The sequence below is a fragment of the Tistrella mobilis KA081020-065 genome (assembly GCF_000264455.2).
In the GTDB taxonomy this organism is placed as follows: domain Bacteria; phylum Pseudomonadota; class Alphaproteobacteria; order Tistrellales; family Tistrellaceae; genus Tistrella; species Tistrella mobilis.
Genome location: NC_017958.1, coordinates 264,009 through 289,382 on the forward strand (window position 1 = coordinate 264,009; position 25,374 = coordinate 289,382).

The 25,374-nt window shown below is 68.0% G+C and carries 21 protein-coding genes and 1 other RNA gene; 10 read left to right on the forward strand and 12 right to left on the reverse strand.

Going from position 1 to position 25,374, the window contains the following annotated elements:
* Window positions 1–11 precede the first annotated feature (11 nt).
* The 12 genes from TMO_RS25015 to TMO_RS32790 all read right to left on the reverse strand — a co-directional run bounded on the left by TMO_RS25015 (window position 12) and on the right by TMO_RS32790 (window position 13,586).
* A complete protein-coding gene (locus tag TMO_RS25015) occupies window positions 12–1,469 on the reverse strand; it encodes a UDP-N-acetylmuramoyl-tripeptide--D-alanyl-D-alanine ligase (protein WP_014747844.1) in 1,458 nt (485 codons plus the stop codon).
* On the reverse strand, window positions 1,466–2,938 hold the full coding sequence (locus TMO_RS25020) for a UDP-N-acetylmuramoyl-L-alanyl-D-glutamate--2,6-diaminopimelate ligase (protein ID WP_014747845.1): 1,473 nt from the start codon (window positions 2,936–2,938) through the stop codon (window positions 1,466–1,468). The genes TMO_RS25015 and TMO_RS25020 overlap by 4 nt, the downstream gene beginning before the upstream one ends.
* The gene (locus TMO_RS25025) at window positions 2,925–4,820 is read right to left on the reverse strand and encodes a peptidoglycan D,D-transpeptidase FtsI family protein (RefSeq protein ID WP_014747846.1); all 1,896 of its coding nucleotides are present in this window, start codon (window positions 4,818–4,820) and stop codon (window positions 2,925–2,927) included. Before TMO_RS25025 ends, TMO_RS25020 begins: the two co-directional genes overlap by 14 nt.
* The gene (locus TMO_RS29980) at window positions 4,817–5,284 is read right to left on the reverse strand and encodes a hypothetical protein (protein WP_014747847.1); all 468 of its coding nucleotides are present in this window, start codon (window positions 5,282–5,284) and stop codon (window positions 4,817–4,819) included. Before TMO_RS29980 ends, TMO_RS25025 begins: the two co-directional genes overlap by 4 nt.
* The gene (gene rsmH / locus TMO_RS25035; RefSeq protein ID WP_014747848.1) at window positions 5,281–6,285 is read right to left on the reverse strand and encodes a 16S rRNA (cytosine(1402)-N(4))-methyltransferase RsmH; all 1,005 of its coding nucleotides are present in this window, start codon (window positions 6,283–6,285) and stop codon (window positions 5,281–5,283) included. The genes TMO_RS29980 and rsmH overlap by 4 nt, the downstream gene beginning before the upstream one ends.
* The gene (locus TMO_RS25040; RefSeq protein ID WP_014747849.1) at window positions 6,282–6,803 is read right to left on the reverse strand and encodes a division/cell wall cluster transcriptional repressor MraZ; all 522 of its coding nucleotides are present in this window, start codon (window positions 6,801–6,803) and stop codon (window positions 6,282–6,284) included. The genes rsmH and TMO_RS25040 overlap by 4 nt, the downstream gene beginning before the upstream one ends.
* A gap of 592 nt (window positions 6,804–7,395) precedes the next feature.
* An RNA gene (gene rnpB, locus TMO_RS30120) (RNase P RNA component class A) lies at window positions 7,396–7,829 on the reverse strand.
* Between the two features lie 50 nt (window positions 7,830–7,879).
* A complete protein-coding gene (locus tag TMO_RS32785; RefSeq protein WP_014747850.1) occupies window positions 7,880–8,671 on the reverse strand; it encodes an N-acetylmuramoyl-L-alanine amidase in 792 nt (263 codons plus the stop codon).
* Between the two features lie 22 nt (window positions 8,672–8,693).
* Window positions 8,694–9,626, reverse strand: a complete 933-nt coding sequence (locus TMO_RS25050; RefSeq protein ID WP_014747851.1) for a DMT family transporter — start codon at window positions 9,624–9,626, stop codon at window positions 8,694–8,696.
* Window positions 9,623–11,491: an ABC-F family ATP-binding cassette domain-containing protein gene (locus TMO_RS25055; protein ID WP_014747852.1), complete on the reverse strand. Its 1,869-nt coding sequence runs from the start codon at window positions 11,489–11,491 to the stop codon at window positions 9,623–9,625. The genes TMO_RS25050 and TMO_RS25055 overlap by 4 nt, the downstream gene beginning before the upstream one ends.
* 186 nt (window positions 11,492–11,677) lie before the next feature.
* Window positions 11,678–12,715, reverse strand: coding sequence for a curculin domain-containing protein (locus TMO_RS29985; protein ID WP_014747853.1), 1,038 nt, complete (start codon window positions 12,713–12,715; stop codon window positions 11,678–11,680).
* Between the two features lie 124 nt (window positions 12,716–12,839).
* The gene (locus tag TMO_RS32790; RefSeq protein ID WP_014747854.1) at window positions 12,840–13,586 is read right to left on the reverse strand and encodes a TerB family tellurite resistance protein; all 747 of its coding nucleotides are present in this window, start codon (window positions 13,584–13,586) and stop codon (window positions 12,840–12,842) included.
* Between the two features lie 382 nt (window positions 13,587–13,968).
* Between TMO_RS32790 and TMO_RS25070 the strand changes: the two genes are divergently transcribed.
* The 10 genes from TMO_RS25070 (at window position 13,969) to TMO_RS25115 (ending at window position 25,097) form a co-directional block, all read left to right on the forward strand.
* Window positions 13,969–14,949 carry a TRAP transporter substrate-binding protein gene (locus TMO_RS25070; RefSeq protein ID WP_014747855.1) on the forward strand — a complete coding sequence of 327 codons (981 nt, stop codon included), beginning with the start codon at window positions 13,969–13,971 and terminating at the stop codon, window positions 14,947–14,949.
* 141 nt (window positions 14,950–15,090) lie between these two features.
* Complete coding sequence (locus TMO_RS25075; protein WP_014747856.1) at window positions 15,091–15,648, forward strand: TRAP transporter small permease; 558 nt, start codon at window positions 15,091–15,093, stop codon at window positions 15,646–15,648.
* Between the two features lie 19 nt (window positions 15,649–15,667).
* The gene (locus TMO_RS25080) at window positions 15,668–16,978 is read left to right on the forward strand and encodes a TRAP transporter large permease (RefSeq protein ID WP_014747857.1); all 1,311 of its coding nucleotides are present in this window, start codon (window positions 15,668–15,670) and stop codon (window positions 16,976–16,978) included.
* Between the two features lie 76 nt (window positions 16,979–17,054).
* Complete coding sequence (locus TMO_RS25085) at window positions 17,055–20,696, forward strand: hydantoinase B/oxoprolinase family protein (RefSeq protein ID WP_014747858.1); 3,642 nt, start codon at window positions 17,055–17,057, stop codon at window positions 20,694–20,696.
* A gap of 10 nt (window positions 20,697–20,706) precedes the next feature.
* Window positions 20,707–21,294: a winged helix DNA-binding protein gene (locus tag TMO_RS25090; protein ID WP_014747859.1), complete on the forward strand. Its 588-nt coding sequence runs from the start codon at window positions 20,707–20,709 to the stop codon at window positions 21,292–21,294.
* Window positions 21,295–21,438: 144 nt separating this feature from the next.
* A complete protein-coding gene (locus TMO_RS25095) occupies window positions 21,439–21,939 on the forward strand; it encodes a DUF4365 domain-containing protein (RefSeq protein WP_014747860.1) in 501 nt (166 codons plus the stop codon).
* Window positions 21,936–23,066, forward strand: coding sequence for a hypothetical protein (locus tag TMO_RS25100; protein WP_014747861.1), 1,131 nt, complete (start codon window positions 21,936–21,938; stop codon window positions 23,064–23,066). Before TMO_RS25095 ends, TMO_RS25100 begins: the two co-directional genes overlap by 4 nt.
* Window positions 23,067–23,079: 13 nt before the next feature.
* Window positions 23,080–23,295: an MbcA/ParS/Xre antitoxin family protein gene (locus TMO_RS25105; RefSeq protein WP_014747862.1), complete on the forward strand. Its 216-nt coding sequence runs from the start codon at window positions 23,080–23,082 to the stop codon at window positions 23,293–23,295.
* Window positions 23,296–23,436: 141 nt separating this feature from the next.
* Window positions 23,437–24,300 carry a LysR family transcriptional regulator gene (locus tag TMO_RS25110; protein WP_014747863.1) on the forward strand — a complete coding sequence of 288 codons (864 nt, stop codon included), beginning with the start codon at window positions 23,437–23,439 and terminating at the stop codon, window positions 24,298–24,300.
* Complete coding sequence (locus tag TMO_RS25115) at window positions 24,300–25,097, forward strand: HPP family protein (protein WP_145978426.1); 798 nt, start codon at window positions 24,300–24,302, stop codon at window positions 25,095–25,097. The genes TMO_RS25110 and TMO_RS25115 overlap by 1 nt, the downstream gene beginning before the upstream one ends.
* Window positions 25,098–25,374: the final 277 nt, after the last annotated feature.

Below are 25,374 nucleotides of genomic sequence, written 5' to 3' on the forward strand. Positions count from 1 at the left end.
GCCGCGGCCCGTTAACCCTTGTCCGTATCCGTGTCCGCAGGCCGGGCACCCGCAGCCTTCAGGGCCGCGATCACCCGTTCCATGCGCATGCCGCGCGACCCCTTGACCAGCACCACATCCCCCGGAGCGACGCCCCGGACGACGGCAGGTGCCAGATCTTCCGCCGTGTCGGCATGGCCGCCCCGACGATCGGGATCGAGCCCATCGTGGAGATGCACCATGGCCGGCCCGGCGGTGTAGACGACCGCCACCCCCGCGTCAACGAGGGGAGCTGTGAGTTCTCGATGAAGACGCTCGGCGTGATCGCCCAGCTCCAGCATGTCGCCCAGAACCACCACCAGCCGGCCGCCTTCGGCCCGGGCCAGATCGGCCCCGAGCGCGATCGCCGCCCGCATCGATTCCGGGTTGGCGTTGTAGGTTTCGTCGATCACCAGCAGCCCGCCGCCGGCGGTGGGCATGCGGATCTGGGTGCCGCGGCCTTCGGGCGCTTCCAGCGCCGCCAGCGCCGCCGCCCCCGGGCCCGGCTCCAGCCCCAGCCCGTGCAGCACGCCCAGCACCGCCAGCGCGTTCTCCACCCAATGGGCCCCGGGCACGCCGATCACGAAATCCACCGGCCGGCCGGCGACCTCGGCCGCGACCGCCGTGCCGCCACCCGCCGGCGTCGCCTTGATCAGGCGGATCATGGCGCGCTGGGCGCCGTGGCGGCTGGCGGCGAAATCGACGATGCGGGTCGCGGGATGGCCCAGCAGCACCGCCGCGGCCAGCCGGTCGAAATGCCGGTTGTCGCGGTTCAGCACCGCCACGCCGTCGGCTTCCAGCCCGTTGAAGATCTCGGCCTTGGCGTCGGCGATCTCTTCCTCGTTGCGGAAATTGCCGAGATGCGCCGGCGCCACCTTGGTGACCAGCGCCACATGCGGCCGGGCGAGGCGCGAGAGCGCGTCGATCTCGCCCGGATGGTTCATGCCCAGCTCCAGCACCGCATAATCGGCATCGGCCGGCATCCGCGCCAGCGACAGCGGCACGCCCCAATGATTGTTGAAGCTGCGCAGGCTTTGATGGACCACCCCATAGGCGCCGAGCGCGCGGGCGATGGCGCCACGGGTGCCGGTCTTGCCGACACTGCCGGTCACCGCCACCACCCGGCCGCCGAAACGGGCCCGGGCTGCTGCACCCAGCGCCTGCAGGGCGGCCATGGTGTCACCCACCCGGATCAGTCTTGCGGCCGCATCGGCGGGCAGATCTTCGGGCACCCGGTGGACCAGGGCCGCGGCCGCGCCATTGGCCAGCGCCGCCGCCAGATAGTCGTGGCCATCATTGCTGTCGCCCAGAAGCGCCACGAACAGATCGCCGGGCCGCACCTCCCGGCTGTCGATCGCGACACCCGAGATGGCGGCATCGACACCCGAAACGGAACCACCGGTTGCCGTCGCCACCGCTTCGATGGTCCAGAGAGGCCGCGTGACGTTCATGCCGCCCCTCCCCCGATCACGGTCCCACCATGAGCATGAAGCGCCGCGCGCGCGACCTCGCGATCGTCGAAGGGCAGCACCCGGTCGCCGATCTTCTGGCCGGTCTCGTGGCCCTTGCCGGCGATCACCAGCACGTCGCCGGCCCCAAGGCCGGCAATCGCGGCATCGATCGCCGCCGCCCGGTCGCCGATCTCGACCAGGCCGGGACCGGCCGCCAGAATCTCGGCGCGGATCGCGGCCGGGTCCTCGCTGCGCGGATTGTCGTCGGTGACGATGGCGTGGTCGGCCTCGCGCAGTGCGATCTTCCCCATCGCCGGCCGCTTGGTGCGGTCGCGATCGCCGCCGCAGCCGAACACCGTCACCACCCGGTCGTGGGCATGGGGGCGCACCGCCTTCAGCACCGTCTCCAGCGCATCGGGGGTATGGGCATAGTCGACCAGAACCGGCGCGCCGGCGGCGCTGGTGCCGACCTGCTCCATCCGGCCGGGCACCGCCTTCAGATAAGGCAGCGCCGCCACCACCGCCTCGGGCGATGCGCCGCAGCCGATGGCGAGCCCCATGGCGGCCAGCACGTTGTGCGCCTGGAAGCTGCCGGTCAGCCCCAAGCCGAATTCGTGGCGCTGGCCGCGATATTCGATCGCCACATGCAGGCCGCCACCGGTCATCGGCTCCACCGAGACCAGGCGCAGCACCCGGGCCTTGCGGCCGTAATCGATCACCGCCAGCGGCCGCTTCAGCGCCGCGCGGACAAAATGGTCGTAATGGCTGCTGTCGGCATTGATCACCGCATAGCCGGCCGGCGCCGCGATCTCGGCGAACAGCTTCAGCTTGGCGTCGCGATAGGCCTCGATCGTGCCGTGATAGTCCAGATGATCATGAGTGAGGTTGGTGAAGGCGACCGCGACCGGCGCGATCCCGTCCAGCCGGTGCTGATCCAGCCCATGGCTGGAGGCTTCCATCGCCAGATGCCCCACCCCGGCCCGCGCCGCCTGATCCAGCAGGCGATGCAGGGCCACCGGGTCGACCGTGGTCAGCCCCGGCGCCGCCAGATCGCCCGGCCCGTCATAGCCGAGCGTGCCGAGGCTGGCGGCGGCCAATCCCAGCCGCACCCAGATCTGGCGGGTGAACGAGACCACAGAGCTTTTGCCGTTGGTGCCCGTGACAGCCGCGATCACGCCCGGCCGCTTCGGATAGAAGCGGCTGGCCATCCGCGCCAGCGCGCCACGCACTTCCGGGGTTTCGACCAGTGCAACACCCGCCGGCACCACCGTACCTGTGGGCGCGAGCACCGCGACGGCCCCCGCCGCCACGGCTTCGGGAATGAAGTCACGGCCGTCACGCACCGTGCCCGGAACGGCGGCAAAGAGCATGCCCGGCCGCACGGCGCGGCTGTCGGCGGTGATGCCCGTGATCCGGGTATCACCGCCGATCGCGGTCGCATCGCGGTCGATCAGCTCAATAAGCCGCATTCGTCACCTCGGTATCCGACTGGGGAAGATCGGCGGTGACGGAGGTTTCGTCCTCGTCGCCCACCAGCGCATAGCGCAGCTCGTTGTCGCGGTTCTGCGGCAGCACCGGCATCGGGTTGGGGCTGCCATCGGCCGACATCGGCCGCACGCCCAGGATCGGCGCGATCCGGCGGATCAGTTCACCCGCCGTCGGGGCGGCGTTCCAGCCCGAGGTCGAATAGCCATAGGTCTTGGGCGTGGGCTTGGGCTCGTCGAGCGTGACCAGCACCACATAGCGCGGATCCTGCATCGGGAAGCCGCCCAGGAACGAGGTCAGCAGCGCCTTGCGCCGATAGCCGCCGGCGCCGGCCTTTTCGGCCGTGCCGGTCTTGCCGCCAACCAGATAGCCCGGCACCTGCGCCTTCTTGGCGGTGCCGTCCTGGACCACGCTGACCATCATCTTGCGCACCTGGGCGGTGACCTGCTCGTTGATGATCTGCTCGCGCACCACACGCTCGCCCGGCTGATGTTTGATCAGCGTCGCCGGCACCTTGTAGCCGCCATTCATCAGCACCGCCATGCCGCCCACGGCCTGAAGCGGGCTGACCGCCGCACCATGGCCGAAGCCGATGGTCATCACGTTGACCTCGCGCCACGGATGGGGTGCCTGAGGCAGGCCCACTTCCGGCAGCTCGATCCGGGCCGGGGTCAGGAAGCCGAAGCGGCGCATATAGTCCTGCTGCCGGGTGGCGCCCACCGCCAGCGCCATCTTGGCGGCGCCGATATTGGACGAATAGAGCATGATCTCGGGCACGCTCAGCCAGCGCCGCTCGGGATGGAAGTCGCGGATGGTGAAGCGGCCGATCTTGATCGGGTCGGTCGCGTCATAGCCGCCGTCGATCTTGACCACGCCCGCATCCAGCGCCTCGGCGGCGGTGAAGGCCTTGAAGATCGAGCCCATTTCATAGACGCCGAGCGTCGCCCGGTTGAACATCGCCGGGTCTTGGGGATTGACCGGCGCATTCGGGTCGAAATCGGGCAGCGACACCATGGCCAGGATCTCGCCATTGCGCGCATCCATCACGATGCCGGTCGCACCGATCGTCTGGAATTCCTGCATCGCATCGCGCAGCACGTCACGCAGCGCCTGCTGAACGCGGATGTCGAGCGAGGTGACCAGCGGCCCGCGGCCGGTTTCGGCGCGTTCCCGCAGCGTGCGGTCCAGCCCCTGCTCCAGCCCGCCGCGGCCGGTGTTGTCGATATTGGTGAAGCCGATGACATGAGAGGTCAGCCGCCCCTGGGGATAGATCCGGCGCTGCTCGCGCTGAAAATAGAGCCCGGGGATGCCGAGGGCGTTGATCTCGTATTGCTGTTCAGGCTTCAGACCGCGCTGGATCCAGACGAAACGCCGGTCGCCCGACAGCTGGGCGATCAGATCGGTCTGGTTCAGATGCGGCAGCACCGTGCGCAGCTTGACCGCCGACTCCACCGGATCCAGCACCAGCTTGGGATCGGCATAGAGCGAGGCGGTGATCAGGTTGGAGGCCAGCAGCACCCCGTTGCGGTCGGTGATGTCGGCGCGGTCCAGCACCAGCTGCGGCGGCGGCGCGCCACGGGCGACCCGGGGCTCGCCGCCTTCATGCAGCACGCCCACCGCGATCAGCTTGATCGAGAGCGCGATGAAGGCGAGCGCGAAGAAGGCCGCGGTGAACAGCACGCGGTTGCGCCCCGTTTCCAGCGCCTGCTTCACATTGCCGTCGAGCTTGACCGCCCGGGCGACGCCAAGCCGCACCCGGCGGGCGCGCGGCAGCGGCACGCGCGGCTTGCGCGGGGCCTCGGGCGCCGTGTTCTCAGGGCGGCCGCGATCGTCGCGGCGGGGACCGAAGCGGTCGTCGCGGGTCATCGCGCACCCCCTGTCAACACCACGCCGCCCTGATCGAGAACACTGTCCACGGCCGCATCGATGGAGGATCGCGGCGCCGGCTGTGCGGCAGCGACGGTCGTATTGCGCGGCGCCGGCACATGATCGACCAGCGGCCACGAGGCCGGCGGCGTACCGGGCTTGGATTTCGGCCGGGGCTCGGTCTCGGCGCGCGGCAGCGGCAGAGAGGCCAGGCTCACCAGCTGGCGCCCCTCGAGCGGCTTGATCTCCAGATATTCACCCGCCAGCCGCTCCAGCCGCTCGGGATTGTTCAGATAGGCCCATTCGGCCTTGAGCACGTGGATCGCCTCCTGCTCGCGCAGCAACTCGGCATTGCGCGCGACATAGGCATCCTCCAGGCTCGCGACCCGGTATTTCACCCAGAACAGACCGGCCGCGATCGCGGCGGTGCAGCCCAGAAGCAGGACGGTGCCGGGACGGATCATCGGGCAGGCTCCCTGAACAGGCCCTGGGCATCGGCGGGGGCATCCCAGGCGGCGGCATCGGTGCGCCGGGCGGCACGCAGCTTGGCGGAGCGGGCCCGCGGATTGGCGGCGGTCTCGGCCTCGCCCGCAATGATCGGCCGCGTGCCGGCAATGGCGAAGCTGGGGGCCGTGCGGTCGCGGTCGGCCACGATCGCGACATGGCGCGACGGGTTGGCGCCGCGGCCGGCCCGCGCGGTCAGGAACCGCTTCACCAGCCGGTCTTCCAGGCTGTGGAAGGTGACCGCCGCCAGACGGCCGCCGGGCTTCAGCCGGCGCTCGGCCGCCACCAGCCCGCGCAGGATCTCGCCCAGCTCGTCGTTCACATGGATGCGGATCGCCTGGAAGCTGCGGGTCGCCGGGTCGATCTGGTCGCGGCCGCGCGGCGGCAGGGCGGAACGCACCGCCTCGGCCAGCGCCGCCGTGGTCTCGAACGGCCGGCCGCGGGTGATCGCCCGCGCCACCCGGCGCGAGGCCCGCTCCTCGCCATAGATCCAGATCACGTCGGCGATCTCGCGCTCTTCGGCTGTGTTCACGAAATCGGCGGCGCTCATGCCCGCCCGCTCCATGCGCATGTCGAGCGGCCCGTCATGGCGGAAGGAAAAGCCGCGCTCCGCCTGATCCAGCTGCATGGACGACACGCCGAAGTCGAAGGCGACCACGTCGACCATCGGCTCGCCTGCGGCATCGAGCAGCGCTTCCATGTCGCCGAACCGGCCCTGCAGAAAGCGGAAGCGGCCGCCGCTCTCGGCTTCCAGCGCCCGGCCCGCCTCGGCCGCGGTCGGGTCGCGATCAATGCCGTAGACCCGGGCGGCGCCGGCCGCCAGATAGCCGCGGGAATAGCCGCCGGCCCCGAAGGTCGCATCGACCACCACCGCGCCCTCGACGGGGGCGGAGGCGGCCAGCACCTCGGGCAGCAGCACGGAAACATGGGGAGCGGTGGTCGCGGACATGGACATGATCATGCGCCCTCCCCGCCTTCGGAGGGTTCGACGGAGGCGGCCGGGGCCGGCCGGCCGATCGCAGGCGCGCGCGTGGGATCGAGCCGCAGCCGGCCACGATTGGCCAGCGCCAGCTCGCGCGCCGCCGCCTGGTGCTCGGCGAAACGCTCCGGCTGCCACAGCTCGAAGGTACGGCCCTTGCCCACGAAGATCACCTTGTCTTCCAGCCCCGCGATCTCCATCAGCCGCTTCGACAGCACCACACGACCTTCGGTATCGAAGGGCAGCTGCTGGCATTCGGCGAGGATGGCGGTCGCGAAGGCGTCACGCTCTTCCGAGAACGGATCGAACGTCTCGATACTTTCCGACAATTGAAGGATACGATCGTAGCCAGAGGCTTCGACCGCCGGGTTGATGAACGACGGATAGGCGACGATACCCTTGAACTCCTGGTTGCCAAGAGCAGCACGGAACTGAGGGGGCACCGACACGCGAGCCTTCTTGTCGATCGGCTTTTCGAATGTCGACAGGAACAGCGCCACCCGGCGAACTCCTCGAGACCACTCTGCTCCGGAGGGACCGGAGCCCTGCTGGCGTTGCCCTCCATGGCTGGCCGGTCCGATCGCCGGGGGCGATCTTTCAGGCCAGGCCCCGAAATCTGGACCAGGACTTTCCGAAGCGGACCCCTCTGCCCTGGTGCCCGTTTCCGCCCGCCGCTCTGGAACGGCCCGTCGCTCTGGAACGAATTGGGAGGAGATGGGCAAACCTGGGAATTTTTGGATCCTTGAGCCGAAGGTATCGAATGGCCCTTAGGGGGTCAAGCGGACATTCCGCTGGAAGTCCTTGAAAATTCTTCGATGAAACAGATGCTTGGCAAATGCTGCGCACATATATCAGGAACAGGGCCCAGGGCCTTGAAATCACGGGACAGTGTTCGAGTGACCGTGAACAAAACGTGAACTTATGAATCCTTGCAGGATGCAACAGTGGCAGCATCGCCAAGCATATGTCGGGAGAGCACCCTGTCCCAGATTTTCCCAAAAATGATTCAGCCATCCCATCCCTGCCCAAGGCCGGGACCGATGGCCGAGTGTGCGCGCCCGCGTGCGCACATATGGGAGAGGATGGGATAAGGGGGTCAGACGGCCTGTAAGCCGGGTTCTGTCCACACCCCGAAGGGGCGCTGGATGACCATTCCTCTGGGACGCCCGTCGCCGGACGCCTCTCGCGACCAACCCGAACCGCCAGGCCGGAAACAGGCCCTGCCGCAACCGAGGGTTTCGATCCGGCACGCGGTTCCTATTCGGTCTTGCTCCCGGTGGGGTTTACCATGCCGCCCCCGTTGCCGGGGGCGCGGTGCGCTCTTACCGCACCCTTTCACCCTTACCCGGCACGCACAGGCAACCCGAAGGTTTCATGTCCGCCGGCCGGGCGGTCTGCTCTCTGTGGCACTTTCCCTGGGGTCGCCCCCGCCGGGCGTTACCCGGCACCGTGTTTCCGTGGAGCCCGGACTTTCCTCCCCGCCATCCGCCCGAAGGCGCCGACAGGGCGGCCATCCGGCCGTCTGAACCCGGCGCCACCATGCAGCAGCGCCCCCGGCCGGTCAAGAACAGGCTGCTCAGTCTGCGCGCGGATCCCGGGCGAACAGCTGCTCCACCGCGAAGATCATCTGGGCGGTATCGGGCCCGCAGATGCCGCCGGCCAGCCCCAGGAAGCGCGACTGGAAGGCATGGACCACCGATCGGGTGACCAGATCATAGATGCCGTCGACCTGGATCCGGTAGCCGATCGCCGCCAGCGCCCGCTGGATGTCGGTGACGGCCTGGCCGGTATCGCCTTCGCCGAGCGTCAGGCCCATCTCCCCCGGCACCGGCCGATTGGCCGGCATCAATGCCAGCCCCTTCGCCGCCAGCCGGTACCAGTCGAACCGCTCGCCCGGATCGTATTTGCGCGCGGGTGCGATGTCGGAATGCCCCACCACCCGGGCCGGCGCGATGTCGTGACGGGCCAGAATGCCGCCCAGCAGCGCCTCCACCGCCTGCATCTGTGGCTCCGGGAAGTCGCGATAGCCCCATTCATGGCCGGGATTGACGATTTCAATGCCGATCGAGACGTCGTTCAGCCGCTCGCGCCCGCGCCACCACGACACGCCGGCATGCCAGGCGCGGCGGTCTTCCGGCACCATGCGGGTGATGCGGCCGTCCTCTTCCACCACCCAATGGGCGCTGACCCGCGAGGCCGGGTCGGCCAGCCAGTCGATGGCGACCTCGGCCGTGGGCATGCCGGTATAGTGCAGCACCACCATGTCGGGCCGCGCCCCGTCGGGCCGCGCATCGTGATTGGGCGAGGGCCGGTCGGCCAGCGGGAAGCGGGCGAGTTCGGGAAAATGGTCGGCGATTTGGGCAGACATGGGACGGAACCCCCGATCGGGATCAGCGCAGCCGCCTGAGCGGCCCCGGCAGACGACGAAGCTGGACCACGGCAACCCCGGAGACGATGAACACCCCGCCCACCATCTCCATAAGCCCCATGGTCTCGCCCATCAGCAGCACGCCGGCAAGCACGCCGCAAACCGGCACCAGCAGCATGTAGATCGTGACCTGGCCCACGGAATAGCGGCCGAGCAGGAAATACCAGGCGCCATAGGCGATCAGCGAGGCGCCGCCCAGGATATAGGCCAGCGCCACCACCGTCGCCCAGTCCAGATTGGCCAGCGCATCCCTCTGCCCGTCTTCGAACAGGAAGGACAGGATCAGCAGCGGCCCGACACAGAACGGGCCGAGCCAGGCATTCAGCATCTGCGGCGACAGCGCCCCATGCCGGCCCAGCTGCTTGATCTGGACATTGGCATAGGCCCAGAGCCCGCCGGCCATCAGCCCCACCGCCAGCCCGTCGAGCTGGGTCAGCACCTTGGGATCGCCCGCCACCAGCACCACCCCGATCATGCCCAGCACCAGACCCGCGATGTGGCGCTTCGTCAGCTTCTCTCCCAACACCGCCCAGGCACAGACCGCGGCGAAGGGCACCTCGATCTGGATCGCGACCGACATGGTCGAGGCATCGACGCCCAGCGACAGCGCCACGAACATCAGCCCGAAATGCCCGACGCCGAGCGTCAGACCGATGCCCGCCAGCAAAGGCAGCTGGCTGCGCCGCGGCCAGGGCAGGAAGGGCGCCAGAATCAGGAACAGCACGCCGAAGCGCAGCGCCACCAGAAACAGCGGCGGCACGGTCGCGGTCGCGATTTTGACCGCGACGAAATTGCCGCCCCAGATCGCCACCACCAGCAGCGCCAGCAGCACATGGCCGGGCGTCATCGGCGTGATGGCCGGTGCCGGAACCGGCGCGGAGGCGGCGCGGCTCACGGCCGGGCCTTCGCGGCGGCGATCGCCTCGCGCTTCTCTTCCAGTTCCAGCCAGCGCTCCTCGGCCGCATCCAGCTCGGCCCGCGCGGCGGCGGTGCGTTCGGCAGCCGCCTGGGCGGCGGCGGGATCGCGGGCATAGAGGCCGGGATCGGCCATCGTCTCGGCCAGTTTCGCGATCTCGGCTTCCAGTTTCTCCATGGTCTTCGGCAGCAGGTCCAGCTCTCGCGCTTCCTTGAAGGTGAGCTTCTGCGGCGCCTGGGCGCGGGGCTTCTCCTGGGGTTTCGCCTCGGCCCTGCGGGCCGCCGCCTCCACCCGTCCGGCCTCGCGCGCCGCCTCGGCGGCCTTGCGGCGCTGGGTGTCGGCATCACTCCAGCCGCCGGCATATTCGGTGATCACGCCATCGCCATCGACCGCAATCACCGAGGTCGCCAGCCGGTCGAGGAAGGCACGGTCATGGCTGATCAGCAGCACCGTGCCGTCATACTGGTCGAGCACGTCTTCAAGCAGCTCCAGCGTGTCGAGGTCGAGATCATTGGTCGGCTCGTCCATGACCAGCAGGTTGCAGGGCTTCAGGAACAGCTTGGCCAGCAGCAGGCGGTTGCGCTCGCCGCCCGACAGCGCCTTGACCTTCTGCCGGGCCTGGCCCTCGTCGAACAGGAAGTCGCGCAGATAGGCCACCACATGGCGCGGCTGGCCGCGCACCACCACCTGGTCGCCGCCGCCATCGGCCAGCGTGTCCCAGAGCGTCGCCTCGGGATCGAGTGCGGCGCGGTGCTGGTCGAAATAGGCGATCTCCAGATTGGTGCCGAGCCGCACCTCGCCCTGATCGGGCTGAAGCTCGCCGATCAGCATCTTGACCAGCGTGGTCTTGCCGGCGCCGTTGCGGCCGATGATGCCCACCCGGGCGCCGCGCATGATCCGGGTCGAAAACCCGTCGGCCACCGTGATCGGCCCCGAGGGCGTATCGAAATGCTTGACCAGGTTCTCGGCCTCGATCACCAGCCGGCCGCTGGTATCGGCGGTGGCGACCGCGATGCCGGCACGGGCGCGGGTGCGCTCGATATCCTGGCGTTCGGTCGCAAGCGTTGCACGCAGTTCGTGCACGGCGCGGGCGCGGCGCTCGTTGCGCTTGCGCCGGGCGGTCAGCCCTTCGTTCAGCCACAGGGTCTCGCGGGCCAGCTTGTCCGCCATCTTGGCCAGACGCTGATCCTCTTCGGCGCGCAGATCCTCGATCTGGGTCTCGAAGGCCTGATAGCCCATGTCGTAGCGGGTCAGCCGGCGCCGGTAGAGCCAGGCGACCGATCCGGCCACCCGCTCCAGAAAGGCGCGGTCATGGCTGATCACCACCAGCCCGCCGCGGAAGCGCTGCAGCTCGCCTTCCAGCCATTCGATGGTCGGCAGGTCCATATGGTTGGTGGGCTCGTCCAGCATCAGCAGCTCGGGCTCGATGGCCAGCGCCCGCGCCAGCGCCGCCCGGCGCCGGGTGCCGCCCGACAGCTCGCTCATCTGCCGTTCGGGATCCAGCGACAGCGGCACCGCCACCTGGTCGACCCGGTAATGCCGGTCGCCCTGCCCCGCCTCGACCAGCCCCTCTTCTATATAGGCCCGCACGGTGGTGCCGGCGGGGGTCTGCGGATCCTGGGCCATATAGGCGGCGCGCAGGCCCGGCCGCCGGGCGATCTCGCCGCCATCTGGCTCGATCAACCCGCCCATGATCCGGAGCATGGTCGACTTGCCGGCACCGTTGCGCCCGACCAGCGCGATCCGGTCGCCGGCCGAGACGGCGATGGTCGCCTCCTCGATCAGGTCGCCGCCACCACCCAGGGTGACGCGGATGCCGGTGAGAGAGATGAGCGGTGCGGACATGGGATGACGGACTTCCGGACGAAGGACGGGGATCGCGGCATGGCCGCTGGAGATGCGTGGCGAGGCGGCCGCAGGATGCGACGGACGCCCCGCCGGTTCAAGGCCCGCCTGCGCATGCCGCGCCTGCAAGCCTGTTCGCCGGCCGAAAGTGTCTCTGAAGGAATTGCGAGGCGATGCAGGGGCGGCTCAGAACCGCCGGAGGGGACCACCATGCCGGCTGGACCAGACGGCCCTGCCCTCGGGCTCGTACAGACAGAGATTGCCGTCATCCTGCATGACCAGCGTGCGTCCCGGTCGGTTCAGGTCGATGGCAGGGTCGTGAAGCGCCATGATCGGGACCGCCTGATCGTCATAGATCACCAGATTGCCGTCATCCTGGACAGCCAGTGCGCCCGGCCTGCGGGTATTGGACCAGCTTCCCGAGGCCCATTCGACGTCCTGCCGGATAGGTTTGTCACGCCGGTACACCACCGCATGGCAATCCTCCTGGAAGACGAAATCGTAATCGCCATCGGGAGAACACAGGCTCTCACCCGGCAGCAGCGCCTGACCGGCGACCAGACGATCGGATCGCCCGAAACGGTACCAGCCGGCACCCGGATCGGCCTTGAACAGATCTGCACCATATTGCTGGCGTGTGATCAGATTCCGCCCCACGATCCAGGAGTAGTCCGTATTGGTATGGAACATGGCCCGGCGGCTGAACGAGGCATCGGTGATGAACAGGCTGATGGTGGATCCGCCGGTGACGTTCGCCCAGCCCGTCGGCCCCAGATAGGAGAGCGGGTTCCAAAGCCCGGTGTCCAGGACCCTGACCGACTGTTTGGGGGCGATCCTGAGGGCGTTTTCGTCGAAGAAGGTCTTCACCGTCGCGATCTCCGCCGCCGCCTTGTTGCGACGTTCTCGCTCCTGGATCGTCAGATTGGTGCCCTTGACCCATTTATAGGCCTGGCTGCCGGCGGAGGCCACCTCGCGCAGCGGGGCCGAGACCCGCCAGATGGTCTGCAGCAGCGAGACCAACCTTTGCAGCCGGCTCAGATTGTTGACGGCAGTGGCGGCCGTCGCCGCGCCGGCACCTGCGCCGAGCCCGGCTGTCGCCACGGTGATCAGCACCCCCATCGCGACGCCGCTCAGGATTTCGCCGAAGACGTAATCCTTATTGGGCGACACGATCACGTATATCGGCTCGTCCAGCGTGTTGGTGATGTGGATCGCATGTGCCATGACACGTCCTTTTCCGGAAAATACATAGAGAATCCCGCGGCCTCCGCCACCGATTTCCGGAAGTTTACGGCACGTCACGTGAGAGTGCGAGATAGTATCATTCTATTGAATTGTTCGCGTGGCGTTACCGCGCCCCGCGCAGCCTCAGGATCCGGTCATAGGCCTCGTTGATCGCCGCGATCTTGCGGGTGGCGATCTGGATCATCTCTTCGGGCAGGCCTTCGGCCACCAGGCGATCGGGGTGGTGTTCGCGGGCGAGGCGGCGATAGGCGGCCTTCACCTCGTCCATCGGGGCGTCACGCGAAATGCCCAGAATGGCATAGGGGTCGGCATCGCCGCCGGGTTCGATGCCGCGTATGGCCAGCAGCCGGTCGAGCACGGCGCGGTCCAGGCCGAACAGCCGGGCGACCTCGGTCAGGAAGCGGCGTTCGGCCTCGCCAACCGAACCATCGGCACGGGCGATCTCCAGCAGGGCGTCAAGCAGTTCTTCCAGCACCGCCGGGCGGTCGTGGAACAGGGCCGCGATCTGGCGGGCATAGGGTTCGAAGCCCTCGGCATCCTTTTTCGCCTCGTCGAAGATCTGGGCGACCCGGCCGACCTCGTGCTCCGGCACCGTGAAGACCCGGCGGAAGGCGGCGATCTCGTCGCGGGTGACCCGGCCGTCGGCCTTGGCCATCTTGGCGCCCAGCACGATTACCGCGATCGCGAAGGCCTGTTCGCGATGGGCGCGGTCCAGCGGCAGGGCCGTGGCTTCGCCGGCCTCGTTATAGCGATCCACCGCGTGCCCCATCACGGCACCGACCAGCGCGCCGATCGGGCCGCCCATGGCGAAACCCGCCGCCCCACCGACGACCTTGCCCCAGAAACTCATCTGCGCCGGACCCCCGCGCCCTCTGCTGCGGCCACAGCGCGGCCCTGCTGCCGCGTTGCACCATGGGGTGGAGCAAACACCAATCGGCCCGCGCACGCAAGGACACCCTGAGCCCCGCCCGACGATCATCCGGCAGGCCGGGGGCAGATCGTTTCGCCAAACGGTTTCATCCGAAAAAGATGAGACATTTTGCCGACGATTTATTGACATTTTATCGCTGAGACGCGATCGTTTCCGGGACGGGCGCTGCCGGGGAGGCGGCGCCGTCGGATCCGAACCGGCCGGGTGCCCCCGCGCATCCCCAGAGCCGAACGGATCGGGGTTTTACGGCAACACATGACGCGCCGGCGGCCGCCGGCCGCGTGAGGGGAGACGAGCAGAGATGTTCAGGACGTGGATCGGTGCGGCGCTGGTCGCCGGCATGGTCGGTTTCGGTGGTGCCGCGGCACAGGCGGCGGAAGCCTGGGACATGCCGATGGCCTATCCCGACGGCAACTTCCACACCAGGCTTGGCCGCGAATTCGCCGAGAAGGTGAAGGCCGACACCAATGGCGAGGTGGTGATCACCGTCCATGGCGGCGGCTCGCTGTTCAAGGGCGACGAAATCAAGCGCGCGGTCCAGCGCGGCACCGCGCCGATCGGCGAGCGGCTGATCTCGGCCCTGTCGAATGAGGACCCGCTCTTTGCGCTCGACGCCGTGCCCTTCCTCGCCACCGATTACGATCAGGCCTGGAAGCTCTATCAGGTGTCCAAGCCGGCGCTGACCGAGCGTCTGGCGAAAGAGAACCTGCACTTCCTCTATGCCATCGCCTGGCCGCCGCAGGGCATCTACGCCAACAAGGCGATCGAGAGCGCGGCCGACATGAAGGGCCTGAAGTTCCGCACCTACAACGCCACCATGGCCCGCCTGGCCGAGCTGCTGCAGATGGTGCCGACCCAGATCGAGGCGGCGGAGCTGTCGCAGGCGCTGGCCACCGGCACGGTCGAGGCGATGATCACCTCGGGCGCCACCGGCGTCGACAGCCAGGTGTGGGAGCAGGTGAAGTACTTCTACGACGTGCAGGCCTGGCTGCCCAAGAACATGGTGTTCGTGAACAAGCGCGCCTGGGACAAGCTGGACCCGAAGGTGCAGGAGGCGATCACCAAGGCCGCCGCCGAGATCGAGGCCAAGGGCTGGAAGATGAGCGAAGAGCTGGCTCAGGGCTACCTGAAGACCCTGGCCGAGCACGGCATGACCGTGTCCAAGCCCTCTGCTGCACTGGCCTCGGACATGGCCGCCATCGGCGAGAAGATGACCGGCGAATGGGAAGCGGGTGCCGGCGACGCCGGCAAGAAGATCATCGCCGACTACCGCGCGAAGTGATCCTGCCGCCTGCGTGACCGGATGGAGGTGCGGGGTGATCCCGCCCCCGCCTCCGCCCCGCCCGCTGCGGAAGACGGCCGCCTCCCCCCGCCGGCCCGTCCCCGACCCGACGCCCGACGCCCGACGACGGTGGAGGCCCCAATGGCCCTCTCACGACCGGCCCATTCCGGGTTGGCCCTCTCGCGACTGCTCGACCGGATCTACGATGCCGCAGGCGTGCTCGCCGGCGTTGCGATGATCGCGATCGTCCTTATCATCCTGGCGCAGGTGGGTGCCCGCCTCGCCGCCTACCCCTTGCGCGGCGGTGCGCAGTTCGCAGGCTACGCCATGGCCGCCGCCACTTTTCTGGCGCTGCCCCATGCCTTCCGGCGCCACGCCCATATCCGCATCACCATCCTGCTCCAGGCCCTGCCGGATCGCGCCCGCCTCGTCCTCGACGTGATGGGGCTGACGGTCGCGACCGTGATCGGCTTCTGGTTCGCCTGGTGGTCTTACGACCTCGCCTATATCTCGTGGGAAATCGGCGAGATTTCGCAGGGCGACGTCGCGGTGGCGATGTGGATCCCACAGATCGTCATGGTCGTGGGCGGCGCGCTCTTCGCCCTTTCCCTGCTGCACACACTGATCGAGACGCTCGTCACCGGCCGGCCCTTCGTTCCCGAAGGCGAGACCGGGCTGGACGCGGCCGCGGATCGCTGAGACGGGACCTCGACCGATGATGGACCAGACCTATCAGCTGATCGTGCTGCTCGTGGCCCTGCTCGCCTTGCTCGGCGGTGGCATCTGGGTGGGGCTCTCGCTCATGGGCGTCGCCTATATCGCCATGGCGCTGTTCAGCCCGCGGCCGATCGGCGAGGCGATGGCGATCAATGTCTGGACGGCCTCGTCCGGCTGGACCCTGACCGCCCTGCCGCTTTTCGTGTGGATGGGCGAGATCCTGTTCCGCACGAAGCTGTCCGAGAACCTGTTCAAGGGCCTGAGCCCCTGGATGCGCCCGCTGCCCGGCCGGCTGCTGCACGTCAACATCCTGGGCTGCGCGCTGTTCGCGGCGATTTCCGGCTCGTCGGCCGCCACCACCGCCACGGTCGGCCGGATGGCGCTGCCCGAGATGAGGCGCCGCGGCTATCCTGAAAAGATGATGATCGGCACGCTGGCCGGCGGCGGCACGCTGGGCCTGCTGATCCCGCCCTCGATCATCCTGATCGTCTATGGCGTCGCGGCCGAAGTGTCGATCGCCAAGCTGTTCATGGCCGGTATCCTGCCCGGCATCGTGCTCGCCAGCCTGTTCATGGGCTATATCGTGGTCTGGTCGCTGCTCCACCCCGACCAGATCCCCGCCGATGACGAGGCGCCGGGCTGGGGCCAGAAGTTCCGGGCCCTCGGCGAACTGCTGCCGGTGGTGGGGCTGATCGCCTTCGTGCTGGGCTCGATCTATACCGGCATCGCAACCGCCACCGAGGCCGCGGCCTTCGGCGTGATCGGCTCCTTCGCCGTCGCCGCGATCGGCCGGGATCTCACCTGGGCCAATTTCTCGGCCAGCCTGATGGGTGCCGTGCGCACCTCGTGCATGATTTCGCTGATCCTGGCCGGCTCCGCCTTCCTGACGCTCGCCATGGGCTTCACCGGCATCCCGCGGGCGCTGGCCGATCTGATCGCGAGCTTCAACCTCTCGCCCCTTCAACTGATCGTGGCGCTGGCGCTGTTCTATATCGTGCTCGGCTGCTTCCTCGACGGCATCTCGGCGGTGGTGCTGACCATGGCCGTGGTCATGCCGATGATCACCCAGGCCGGCATCGACCTGATCTGGTTCGGCGTCTTCATCGTGATCGTGGTGGAAACCGCCCAGATCACCCCGCCGGTCGGCTTCAACCTCTTCGTGCTCCAGGGCATGACCGGACGCAGCATCACCTATGTCGCCCGGGTCGCCGCACCCATGTTCGCGGTGATGGTGGTGATGCTGATCCTGATCACGCTGGTGCCTGAAATCGTCACCCTTCTGCCCGGCGGCATGGTGCGGGGCGCGGGCTGACGCCCGCCCCTTACCCCTGCCCCGGCACGACCTTCCGTCCTCAACCCACCCCCGCGCATCGGATCGAGTTTCAACGATGACCGCTTCCGCTCCCCTCACCCGCGACGCCTGGCAGTTCTGGATCGATCGCGGCGGCACCTTCACCGACGTGGTGGCCCGCGCCCCCGGGGGCACGGTGCACACGATGAAACTGCTGTCCGAAAACCCCGAGCGCTATGACGACGCAGCGCTCGCAGCGATCCGCGCCTTCCTGGAAGTCGAGGCCGGCGCCGCCATCCCGGCCGAGCGGATCGCCGCGGTGAAGATGGGCACCACCGTCGCCACCAATGCGCTGCTGGAACGCAAGGGCGAGCGCACGGCGCTGGTCATCACCCGCGGCTTCCGCGACGCCCTGCGCATCGGCTATCAGAACCGCCCCGACATCTTCGCCCGCGAGATCACCCGCCCCGAACTGCTGTACGAGCGCGTGGTCGAGGTGAACGAACGTGTCGCCGCCGACGGCCGGGTGCTGGAGGCGCTGGACGAGGCCGCGGCCGAAGCCGCCCTGCGCGAGGTTTACGAGACCGGCATCCGCGCGGTCGCGATCGTGCTGATGCACGGCTATCGCTGGCATGATCACGAACTGGCGCTGAAGGCGCTGGCGGCGAAGGTCGGCTTCACCCAGATTTCGGTCAGCCACGAGGCGAGCCCGCTGATGAAGCTGGTCGGGCGCGGCGACACCACGGTGGTCGATGCCTATCTGACCCCGATCCTGCGCCGCTATGTCGACAAGGTGGCAGGCGCGCTGGGCGGCGCGCCGCTGATGTTCATGCGCTCCAATGGCGGCCTCACCGATGCCGATCTGTTCCAGGGCAAGGACAGCATCCTGTCGGGCCCGGCGGGTGGCGTGGTCGGTGCGGTGCGCACCGCCGCCATGGCCGGCTTCGACAAGCTGATCGGCTTCGACATGGGCGGCACCTCGACCGACGTGATGCATTTCGCGGGCGAGTATGAACGCGCCTTCGACACCGTGGTCGCCGGGGTGCGCATGCGCGCGCCGATGATGCGCATCCACACGGTGGCGGCGGGCGGCGGCTCGATCCTGGGCTTCGACGGCGCCCGCTTCCGGGTCGGCCCCGACAGCGCCGGCGCCAATCCCGGCCCCGCCTGCTATCGCCGCGGCGGCCCGCTGGCGGTGACCGACTGCAATGTGATGGTCGGCAAGGTCCGGCCGGAATACTTCCCGAAGATCTTCGGCCCCGAGGGCGACCAGCCGCTGGATGCGGACGCGGTGCGCGCGGCTTTCGAGACGCTGGCCGACCGGATCGAAGCCGCGACCGGCGAGCGCCGGCCGCCCGAGGCGATCGCCGACGGCTTCCTGAAGATCGCGGTCGACAACATGGCCAATGCGATCAAGCAGATTTCGGTCCAGCGCGGCTATGACGTCTCGTCCTATGTGCTCGCCTGCTTCGGCGGCGCCGGCGGCCAGCATGCCTGCCTGGTGGCCGATGCGCTGGGCATGACCCGGGTCTTCGTCCATCCGCTGGCCGGCGTGCTTTCGGCCTATGGCATGGGCCTGGCCGACATCCGGGCGATGCGCGAGCGCGCGGTGGAACAGGAGGTATCGGAGGCGACCATCGCCGAGCTCGATGCCCTGCTGGCCGATCTCGCCGCCGAGACCACGGCCGAGCTGACCGGCCAGTCGATGCCGGAAGAGCGCATCACCGTCGCCTGCCGGCTGCATGTGAAATATCGCGGCAGCGACAGCACCATCTCGGTCGATCATGGCAGCGCCGACGAGATCGTCGCGCGGTTCGAAGACGCCCATCGCCAGCGCTTCGGCTTCGTGATGTCGGGCAAGCCGCTGGTGGTCGAGGCGGTCGAGGTGGAGGCGATCGGCGCCACCGACCAGCCCGAGGATCCGGTGCTGCCCGCCGCCCCGGCCGGCCACGCCCTCGGCACCATGGCCACCACCCGCTTCTATTCCGACGGCGAGTGGCACGAGGCGCCGGTCTATGACCGCGAGGTCATGCAGCCGGGCGACCGGGTGCAGGGCCCCGCGATCGTGATCGAGGCGACCGCCACCACCGTGGTCGAACACGGCTGGGCGGCCGAGCTGAACGAGCGCGGCCATCTGATCCTGACCCGCGTCATCCCCCGGCCCAAGCGGGTCGCGATCGGCACCGATGCCGATCCGGTGATGCTGGAGATCTTCAACAATCTGTTCATGTCGATCGCCGAACAGATGGGCGCCACGCTCGAAAACACCGCCCATTCGGTGAACATCAAGGAGCGGCTGGACTTCTCCTGCGCGATCTTCGAAAGCGACGGCGCGCTGGTCGCCAATGCCCCGCATATGCCGGTGCATCTGGGCTCGATGGGCGAAAGCGTGCGGGCGGTGATCCGCAAGCATGGCAGCGCCATGAAGCCGGGCGACGTCTTCGTGCTGAACGCGCCCTATAACGGCGGCACCCATCTGCCCGACATCACCGTCATCACCCCGGTCTTCGCCGAGGATGCGGCGGCGGGCGACGAGCCGCTGTTCTTCGTGGCCTCGCGCGGCCACCACGCCGATATCGGCGGCAAGACCCCGGGTTCCATGCCCGCCGACAGCCGCCATATCGACGAGGAAGGCGTGCTGATCGACGGCATCCGCCTGGTCGATCAGGGCCGGCTGCTGGAAGCAGAGATGCGCGACCTGCTGTCGTCGGGCAGCTATCCCTCGCGCAACCCGGATCAGAACATGGCCGATCTCAAGGCCCAGATCGCGGCCTGCGAGAAGGGCGTGACCGAGATCCGCCGCATGGTCCGCCAGTTCGGTCTGGACGTCGTGAAGGCCTATACCATCCATGTCCGCAAGAACGCCGAAGAGGCTGTGCGGCGCGCGATCGCGAAGCTCGACGGCGGCAGCTTCGCCTACGAGATGGATGACGGCGCGGTGGTGAAGGTGACCATCACCATCGACCGCGAGGCCCGGGAGGCGGTGGTCGATTTCGAGGGCACCTCCGCCCAGCGCGACAACAACTTCAACGCGCCCTCGGCCGTCTGCCGGGCCGCGGTGCTCTACAGTTTCCGCACCCTGGTCGACGACAAGATCCCGATGAATGACGGCTGCCTGGAGCCGATCCGCCTGCGCATCCCCGAAGGCTCGATGCTGAACCCGCTCTATCCGGCGGCGGTGGTGGCCGGCAATGTGGAAACCTCTCAGGTCGTGACCGATGCGATCTATGGGGCGCTCGGCGTGCAGGCGGCCGCCCAGGGCACGATGAACAACCTCACCTTCGGCAATGCCCGCCACCAGTATTACGAAACCATCTGCGGTGGTTCCGGCGCCGGCCCGGATTACGACGGCACCGATGCGGTCCACACCCATATGACCAATTCGCGCCTGACCGATCCGGAGGTGCTGGAATGGCGCTTCCCGGTGGTGCTCGAAGCCTTCGAGATCCGCGCGGGTTCGGGCGGGGCCGGCCGGCATCATGGCGGCAACGGCGCCCGCCGCCGGTTGCGCTTCGAGGAAGAGATGACCGTCTCGCTGCTGTCGAACCGCCGCCGGGTGCCGCCCTTCGGCCTTGCGGGTGGCGCCGATGGTGCGCCGGGCCGCAACTGGGTGGAACGCACCGATGGCAGCCGCGAAGAGTTCGGGGCCTGTGCCACGGTCGAGATGACGCCCGGCGACGTGTTCGTGATCGAAACGCCCGGCGGCGGCGGCTATGGTGAGCCGCCCCAGGACAGATGAGACCCTCCCCATGACGACATCCGGCACCAGCAAGGCGGCCCCCCGGGCCGCCACCCTCCCCGATCCCGCCCTTCCCGCCGCATCGCGGCCGGGGGGCGGGCGCGGGATCGTGAACTCCGCCCATCTGGTCTCCGACAAGAGCCCCGAACTTTCGGAGTTCGAATTCGGCCTGATCATCGCCGCCCACGGCTTCCAGCGCTGGATGACCCGGTGTATGGGGGCGGCCGGTCTGCGGGATCTGGGCCAGCTCGACGTGCTGGTGCTGCACACCGTCAACCACCGCGCCCGGCTGAAGAAGCTGGCCGATATCTGCTTCGTGCTGAACATCGAAGACAGCCACACCGTCGCCTACAGCCTGAAGAAGCTGCAGAAAGCAGGGCTGGTCTCGGCCGCCCGCAAGGGCAAGGAAGCGCTTTATGCCACCACCCCCGCGGGCGAGCAGGCCTGCCTGACCTATCGCGAGGTGCGGGAGCGCTGCCTGATCGACTCGCTCCACTCCCTCGGCCTCTCCAATCAGGAGATCGGGGACCTGGCCCAGCGCCTGCGCGCCCTGTCGGGCCTCTACGATCAGGCGGCCCGGGCGGCGACGTCGCTCTGACCGGGCGGGACCACCGGTGGTATCGGCTGGTGGTCCTTTTACACCATATGAATGAAAAATATCACGAAACTATCTACCAAAAAGACAAAACACGTCCGTTCTGGCACGATGCACGTCGAGGTTCTGCCGTGGTGGACGATGTGAATGAGCGACGCCCTGCTGTCATCGACGGATCGAGAAGAGGCTCTTTCTCGCGCTTATGTCTCAGCAATCGCCGCAGGTGCCGGATACACGGTAGCGGTCCAGGATTTCGATCGGGACGGCATCGACCTTCAGATCAAGGCTGGTGGCGCCATGCTCCCCTCCCTGGATCTTCAGCTCAAGGCGACGATTGACCTGCGCGAGGGGGCCGACGGCGACTTCCGCTACGCACTGCGCAAACGAAATTACGACCTGCTGCGTTGCCCAACCCTCGTCCCCCGCATCCTCCTTGTCCTGGCCCTGCCGGAAGATGAAGGAGACTGGCTGTCCGTGAGCGAAGAACAGCTTATACTTCGCAGATGCGCCTATTGGGTGAGCCTGAAGAATGCGACGGCCGTCGAAAATACGACAGCCGTGACGGTTACCATCCCTCGGACGAACCGTTTAGACGTCGGGGAATTGAAGCGTCTGATGGAGATGGCCAGGACCGGAGTCGTAGGATGAAGGTGCAGATTCTCGACACCGAAGCTTTGAGAGCGATCTCCCCCCAGGCCCTCGCGGCCTATGTCCGTAGCGAAGGCTGGAGTCGTGCTGCGGCCTATGGTTTGCATGGCGACGTCTATACCGCCCCGGGCAGGCCGGACATCATCCTCCCCCGCAGCGAGCATCTGGCCGACTATGCGGGGCACATGACCCGTCTGATCCGCATCTTCTCGGAGATGACGGGCTATGACGATCTCACCACCTATCGCGAACTGTCGGAAGCCGACCGGGATGTCATACGTATCCGGTCGGTGGGGCTGAGCGAGGATGGAACACTTCCGCTCGATCGCGGCGTCCGGATGATCGAAAAAGCGCGGGATCTGGTACTGGCGGCCGCCTGTGCCACGCGCTCGCCGCAAGCTCTCTATCGTGCCGGCGCAAACCGCGAGGCCGCAGACTACATCAAGCGGGTCAAGCTGGGGCAGACCGAGCATGGCAGCTATGTCCTTACCTTGCTCGCACCGGTTCCACCCCGGCTGACACCCCCGCAACCGCTGCTCGACGAGACCTGGGACACCCCCGAAGAAGAACCGGTCGAACGTCAGGTTACACAGCGATTGATGGCAGCCCTCATAGCGTCGCGATCCGCAGTTGAGCGTAGCACGCGCGGCGATGCCGAAGCCTTTGAGCAGGCGATCGGCGACGGGGTGAGCGCCAATCTCTGTGAAGCGCTTGCAGGCCTCATCGACCAGTCGGAACGGTTGGACATCCGCCTGACCTGGGCACGGACCCGCCCCGTGCCTGAAATCCACCGAGATGTCAGCTTCTCAAAGACAGATGCAGGCGTCCTGTCCGAGGCTGCCCGGATCTTCAGGCTTCGTGCACCGGTGCCTGATGTAACTCTTCATGCCACTGTGCATCAACTGAAACGAGACCAGGACGATATCGACGGGGTGGTGACACTAAAGGCAGTCATCGAGGACGCGCTACGGTCAGTCACCGTGGTTCTCGATCCGGCAAACTACCGGCTGGCGGTGCGGGCACATGAGAACCAGACGCCCATCGTCGTCACCGGGGACCTGGAACGAAGCGGTCAGCGTTGGCGGCTTATCAACCCCAAGGTGAAGGCAGTGAGCCCGGAAAAGTGAACGGAGCGCCCGATTGGAACCAACCGCGCATGTCCGGATCCGGCACTCGGGCCGGATCCTTGCCCGGGCGGCCGAGGTCTTCGGCAGCCGCGAGGGGGCCGAACGCTGGCTTCAGACACCGTCCCCGGCACTTGACCGGCACCGGCCGATCGATCTGCTCAGGACCCGGCGCGGGCGAACACTGGTAGAGACCCTGCTCGTTCGGCTCGATTATGGGGTTTATGTCTGACCGGGACGGCAATCGATCCACGGGCCCCCTCTGTAGGTCCCGCCTTAATACCAGCCCTGCGCCCACCCGTCTTGACAGGCCCATCTCGTTCTGAGACGTAATGCCCCGGTACGTTCTCAAAACAAGATGATCCCGTCCGCTATGGATCTCGTCTCCCTCGACATCTTCCGCACCGTTGCCGAAGAGGGCAGCGTCACCGGCGCCGCCCGGCGGCTGGATCGGGTGCAGTCCAACGTCACCACGCGGCTGCGCCAGCTGGAAGCCGATCTGGGGGTGGCGTTGTTCAGCCGCGACGGCCGGCGCATGACGCTCACCCATGAAGGCCGGGTGCTGCTGGACTATGCCCATCGCCTGCAATCGCTGGTGGCAGAGGCCCGCGCGGCGCTGGCGCCGGGGACGGAACGGCTGCGGCTCGGCACCATGGAAAGCACGGCGGCGAGCCGGCTGCCCGGGCCGCTGGCGCGCTTCCGGGCCGTGCGGCCCGATGCCGTGATCGAGCTGGTAACCGGCGCCACCGACACGCTGGTCGACGATGTGCTGGGCCACCGGCTGGATTGTGCGCTGGTCGCCCGGCCGCCGGTACAGCTGGCGACCGACGATCCCCTGCCCCATCCGGAGCTGAGCGAACGCGCGGTCGTGACCGAAGAGCTGCTGGTGGTGGGGCCTGGCGGTGCGGACGACGACCGGCCGCCCGCCGCGCTCGCGGTGCTGGAGCCCGGCTGCACCTATCGCCGGATCGCCGAAAGCCTGCTGGTCCGGCCGGCGGCCGCCCGGGGCCGGACGATACGGGTGCAGCAGCTGAATTCCTATCACGCGGTCATGGCCTGCGTGGCCGCCGGCACCGCGTCGGGCGTGATGCCACGTTCGGTCTTCGATCTGCTGAAGGCACCCGAGGGCGTGCGGATCCAGAGCCTGGGGCCGGTAGAGACGGTGCTGGTCGCGCGGCGCGACTATCGCAGCGCCGGCTTCGAAACGCTGGCCGCCCTGCTGGCCGGGGTCGCCTGATGACCACATCCCCCCGCATGTCGTCGTCATCCCGCCGCAGCCGTGGCCTGAAGCGCCGCCTGAAGGCGCGCCGGCGCCTGGCCGCGCGGATCTTCACCCCCATCCTGCCCGGTGCCACCGTCCGCGCGCGGGCGATCGGCGCCATGGGCGCGCTGACGGCGGTTGCCGTCACCAGCCTGGTCGCCCATTGGATCCTGGGGCCGGGCTGGCATCTGCCGGTGCTGGTCGCCCCGACCGGCGCCTCGGCGGTGCTGCTCTTCGTGCTGCCGTCCAGCCCGATGGCACAGCCCTGGCCGATCGTCGGCGGCACGGTGATCTCGGCCCTGGTCGGCATCGCCACCGCCCGACTGGTGCCAGATGCGACACTCGCCGCCGGGCTCGCGGTCGCTGCTGCGATCGGCATGATGTCGGTGCTGCGCTGCCTGCACCCGCCGGGCGGCGCGGTCGCCCTGTCGGCCGTGCTGGGCGGCCCCACGATCACCGAAACCGGTTTTGCCTATGCCTTCGTGCCGCTGGGGCTGAATGCGCTGATCCTGGTGGCGACCGGCTTCCTGTTCCATCGCCTGTCGGGCCAGTACTGGCCGCTTCGCGCCACGCAGCCGGCCAGCCAGCCGGTCGGCGCCCGGCGTTTCACCTCGGAAGACATAGCCGGTGCGGTCGAGGACATGGGCACCGCGGTCGACATCAGCCGCGAGGATCTGGAAACCCTGATCCGCCGCATCGAGGCCCGCGCCGCCAGTCGCCTCGCCCGCGAAAGCCGCACCCGCCGCCACCATCATCGCCACCGGCCGTCCTGATATAAGAGGGGCGGCCCGACGCCCTGCGGTGCCTGCCGGGCAGGCGGCAAATCCTTGCAATCACAGCCGATCACCAGTGGCGGCCGGCCGGGCGCCGCCCTTGGGATCGGCTGTGCGGCTGCCCTCCCGCCAAATCTCTCCGTAGACTATTGTCTACTATTATGTACAATCATAAGGCGTGTGTTTATCTACCTAAAAGGGCTTTATGCAGGGGTTTAAGAACCGTGCGTGGAGACATGGCGCGAACCTCGGGCATGCACCTTGCTCTGTACAAAAT